Annotated in this window: 4 protein-coding genes; 1 reads left to right on the top strand and 3 read right to left on the bottom strand. The window is 67.8% G+C overall.

What is annotated here, in order from left to right:
* Positions 1-2,718 (top strand): ATP-binding protein (locus tag VKP01_RS13300; RefSeq protein WP_324413058.1); only part of this gene is annotated, 2,718 nt, incomplete at its 5' end.
* Between the two features lie 25 nt (positions 2,719-2,743).
* Here the strand turns inward: VKP01_RS13300 and VKP01_RS13295 are convergent.
* From VKP01_RS13295 to VKP01_RS13285, 3 genes are read right to left on the bottom strand one after another with little or no spacing between them, the layout of a single operon-like run.
* Entirely contained in the window at positions 2,744-3,358 is a 615-nt protein-coding gene (locus VKP01_RS13295; protein WP_324413056.1) for a hypothetical protein, read from the bottom strand.
* 11 nt (positions 3,359-3,369) lie between these two features.
* Positions 3,370-3,816 (bottom strand): DUF3618 domain-containing protein, encoded by a 447-nt coding sequence (locus VKP01_RS13290; RefSeq protein ID WP_324413054.1) that lies wholly within the window; start codon positions 3,814-3,816, stop codon positions 3,370-3,372.
* On the bottom strand, positions 3,813-4,304 hold the full coding sequence (locus VKP01_RS13285) for a phage holin family protein (protein WP_324413052.1): 492 nt from the start codon (positions 4,302-4,304) through the stop codon (positions 3,813-3,815). Before VKP01_RS13285 ends, VKP01_RS13290 begins: the two co-directional genes overlap by 4 nt.
* Positions 4,305-4,434: the final 130 nt, after the last annotated feature.

Genomic DNA, 4,434 nt, shown 5'->3' with positions numbered 1-4,434 from the left:
GCCGAACTCGGCGCCGCGATCCTGCTCAGTGACGACCGCGACGTCATGATCAGCCCCGGAGAACGGGTCAACGCGACGACGCTGATCCGCAGCCGCAGCGTGCGCACGACGGTCCCGATCGACAATGGCGGCGAGACAGTTGGACGCCTGACCCTGATCAGCGATACCAGCGACCTTGCCGAACGGATGCAGGATATGCTGCTCGTCGCCGTCACCGCATCGGCACTTGCCGCCGCGATCGGGCTGGCGATCTCCATCAAGATGCAGCGCCACATCACCCGACCGCTCCTGAATCTCGCGCGTGCAATGGCCGGAATCCGGCTCAGTCACGATTACGAAGCCTATGTCGCAGCAGAGACCGATGACGAGATCGGCAATCTCGCCAAGAGCTTCAACACCATGATCGGCGAGATCCGAAAACGCGATACGCGGCTGGCGCGCCAGCGCGATCAGCTGGAGCAGGACGTTGCGGCGCGCACGCGCGAATTTCTGGCCGCGAAGGAAGTTGCCGAGCAGGCCAGCCGGGCCAAGTCCGATTTTCTCGCGACCATGAGCCACGAGATCCGCACCCCCATGAACGGCATGCTGGTCATGGCCGAATTGCTGGCGAAATCCGAGTTACCCGAACGTCAGCGGCGGCAGGCGGAAGTCATAACCCGCTCGGGGCAGTCGCTGCTTGCGATCATCAACGACATCCTCGATTTCGCCAAAGTGGAAGCCGGCAAGCTTGAACTCGAGCGCGTGCCGATGGATCTCCACGAAGTCGCCGATACGGTCACGGCCCTGTTCGGTGCGCGGGCGCGTGAGAACGGGATCGATCTCGCCGCGGTCATCGCACCGGGCACCCCGCGCCATGTCATCGGCGATCCGACGCGGATCACACAGATCATCTCCAATCTGACCAGCAATGCCCTCAAATTCACCGAGAAGGGCCATGTCGTGATCCGCATTGCCTGTGCTGACGGCATGCGCACGCGGCTGCGGATCGCCATCGAGGATACCGGTATCGGCATTGCACCGGACAAACTCGCCACAATCTTCTCCGCCTTCTCCCAGGCTGACCAGAGCACGACGCGACGTTTCGGCGGGACGGGGCTCGGGCTGACCATCTGCAAGCGACTGGTCGAAGCCATGGATGGTGAGATCGGCGCGACCAGTGAGATCGGCAAGGGCTCCGCCTTCAGCTTCGCCATACCACTGCAGATGCCCGTCGGTGAGGCCTATCGCGAAGCGATGCCGCCGCAACCGCATGCGCTGCCGCTCATGCTGGGCTCTGCCGGCTCCGGTAGCCGCCAGGCCCTGGCGGCGGTCGCTTCGCGATCAGGCTTCGCCCTCGTGGAGACCCCCGAGGAACGCGGTTACGGGCGTGCCACGATAACGGGCTTCTGGCTGATGAGCGCCGAGGGCCTCGTCGCGCGCGGAGAGCGTCCCAGGGGCGCCAAAGCCGTGATTGCCCTCGCCGCCATCGGCGCGGAAGCCGGCGAGATCGCGCTGGGGCGTGGACTGGCCGATGCGGTGATGCGCCTTCCCGTCAGCATGAACGAGGCCACCACCCTGTTCGAACGGATGCGGGCCGGGCAGCCGCTCGCCGCATCTGCATCGAAACCGGGCGCGGATGGCGATTTTCTGCCGCAATTCGCGCAGGCCCGCGTGCTGGTCGCCGATGACAGCCCGGTCAATCGCGAGGTCGCGAGCGCGGCCCTGGCCCGTTTCGGCGTCACCCCCGATCTCGCCAGCGACGGACTGCAGGCCCTGCGCCAGACACATGTGGCGGAATACGATCTGATCCTGATGGACGTCTCCATGCCGGAGATGGACGGCTACGAGGCGACGCGCCGTATCCGCCAGGACGAGACGCGCAAGGGACGCACGCCCAAACGCATCGTCGCCCTGACCGCGCATGTGGTGGGCGCCGAGGCGCTCGGCTGGCAGGAGGCCGGGATGGACGGGGTGCTGCACAAGCCCTTCACCATCGCCCAGCTCGGCGAGACCCTCACCCGCCATCTCGGACAGACCACCCCGGATGAGGTCGAGGCTGCTCCGCCGGCTGCGTCCCGGGACAATACGAGGCAAGCGTCGCGCGAGCCGGACTTGGCTGAACCGGACTTGGCTGAACCGGACCTGGCCGAGAAGAACCTGGCCGAGAAGAATGGGTTGGCGCAGGACGCGGGCGCATGCGCGCCCATAGCCATCCCCTCGCAATCCTTTGTCGCCGTGCATGCGCAGGAGCGGGAGAAAGAGCGGGAGGAAGAGCGGGTGCCGGTGCCGGAGGGGCCGCAGCCGCAGGATGGTGCCGACGCGCACCCTGTCCTTGATGAGGAATTGATCGGCCAGTTGCAGCAGATGGGCGAAACTTCAGGGCCGGACTTCCTGCGTCGTGTCCTCGGGCTCTATCTCGAACATGCCCCCAGAGCGCTCGGCGATCTGCGCGAAGCGGCCTCACACGGCGATCCGCAGCAGATTGCAAGCGCGGCGCATGCTTTGAAATCCATGAGCGCCAATATCGGCGCCCTGCCCTTGGTCGATCATCTCGGCGCGATGGAAACCACCGCCAAGCAGGAGGCGACCTGTCCCGATGCCGCAGCGCTTGATGGTATCGAGGCCATGCTTGACGCCGTCTTCGCCGCCCTGAATGCGCGCTTTGGAGAAGCCCTGGCCGGGATCGCGCCCGCGCATGGCGGCGATCCGGCCTCGAAAGAGCAAAAGAAGCGCGCCTGACCCCGACGCGCTTCCCCGCCCCGTCTTACCAGCGCCGGCGCGCGCGGCGCGGATCGCGCTCGTAGCCGTAATGCTCGGGTTCGTACCAGCGCGGCGGGTGGGGCGGATCGCGGCGCGGCAGCAGCGCACCCAGCACGAGCCCGGCGGCGAGGCCGAGCGCGCCGATTGCGAGCGGGTGCTGTCGGGCATAGGCGCGGCTGCGGCGATAGCCGCGTCGACCGGCATCGACCGCCTCATCATAATGCTCATGCGCCCATTCGCGCGCATCCTCATAATGCTCGCGGGCCCATTCGCCGGCTTCGTCCAGGCCATGCTCTGCCCGCTCGCGCAGATCGTCGTAGCTGTCGGCGGCGCTGTCGCGCAGGTCGCGATAGGCTTCGCGCGCCCGTCGGCGGGCGGTCTCGACGGCCTCGCGGGTCGCCTCGTCGGCGCGTTCGGCATAGGTGTCGAGCTGCGCGCGCAGGGTTTCGAGCTCTTCCTCGACCTCACGCCGCGCCTGCCAACGCGCCTTCTCGGCGATCTTCGAGGCCGAGCGTGCGGTCTGGCGAACCCGCGCCGACGGGTTGGTGGAGTAGGTTCCGGCCGGATTGGGGATGTCCTGTGCGTCGTCCGGTGCGTTCTTGTCCTTGTCGTCGGCCATGCCGATACTCCTCATCTGCGCGGTTGTGGTGACACATCGGGCGGGACGCGCCCGCCTGGAGACATGCCGGACGCCGGATCCGGCGCCGGTCTTCCCTCAGAGAACGCGTCACTGCGTGAAGAGTTCGATGCTTGCTTCGATGCAGCGTTCGCTTCGCGACGGTATGCACGCTCCCGCGCCCGCGCCGCCCGGGCGGCATCGCGCTCCGCGCTCCCGGCCCGCCCGATCAGCCAGCCGATTCCCGCCATCACCGCGAGGACCGGTACGGGATTGTCGCGCAGGGCGCCCATCGCCCAGTCCACGACATCGCCGTGGCGGGTGCGCCTGAGCGAGGCGAGCGCGTCATCGACCATGCCGGAGGCCGAGAGCTTGTGCTCGATGCGCTGGAGCGTCTGTTCGAGGCGCGCGCGCGAGCGCGCCACATCCGCCTCGATCTCCTCGATCCGCCGCCGGCTCATCTGCGCCTCCTGCTGGAGAAGATATCCCCGTCGCGGTTCATCGATTCGCGCGTGCGCTTCGGCTCGAGCGTGGTCAGCGAGAGGCGGTTGCGGGCGATCAGGGCGAAGATGATTGCAAGCAACAGCGTCACCCCGGCCACGATCAGCGCGGCGAGCGCATCCGAGCCGACCAGCACCGCGATCCATTCGACCAGGGCGGAGGTGAGCAGCACGATGGTGGCGACGCCGAAGATCGCGGCGACCATCAGCATGGCGATCCCGGCGATCAGGCGGGAGATGTTTTCCGCGAGCTCGGCGCGAAACAGCGCGAACTCCTTGCTGGCGAGCTCGGTCGCCTCACGCAGGGCATCGGCGATGAGCTGGTAGAGCGCGCGCGGGCCGCGATCATCGCCGCCCCGATCATCGCCGCCATACCCGGGGCCGCTTGCTCCGGTTCCGCCTGGCCCGGATGCGTCCCGGTCGTCGTCGCGTGGATCACGCTCGGTCATCGGGTTCACTCCACTCGTCATCGGGATAGGGGCGCATCGGCGGGCGGGGGCGCAACGGCGCGGATGCGCGACGCGGGCGGGTCAGCCAGCGCGCCAGCGCGAAACCCGCGAGCCCCGCCGCCGCCGCGAC

This window comes from Saliniramus sp. (genome assembly GCF_035311605.1).
Taxonomy (GTDB): domain Bacteria; phylum Pseudomonadota; class Alphaproteobacteria; order Rhizobiales; family Beijerinckiaceae; genus Saliniramus.
This window is presented reverse-complemented; position numbering and strand designations above follow the sequence as displayed.

What these genes read in the sequence shown, in the direction of transcription:
- VKP01_RS13285 (WP_324413052.1), bottom strand. Translation starts at nt 4,304, where the DNA reads ATGACCGAGCGTGATCCACGCGACGACGACCGGGACGCATCCGGGCCA.
- VKP01_RS13295 (WP_324413056.1), bottom strand. Translation starts at nt 3,358, where the DNA reads ATGGCCGACGACAAGGACAAGAACGCACCGGACGACGCACAGGACATC.
- VKP01_RS13290 (WP_324413054.1), bottom strand. Translation starts at nt 3,816, where the DNA reads ATGAGCCGGCGGCGGATCGAGGAGATCGAGGCGGATGTGGCGCGCTCG.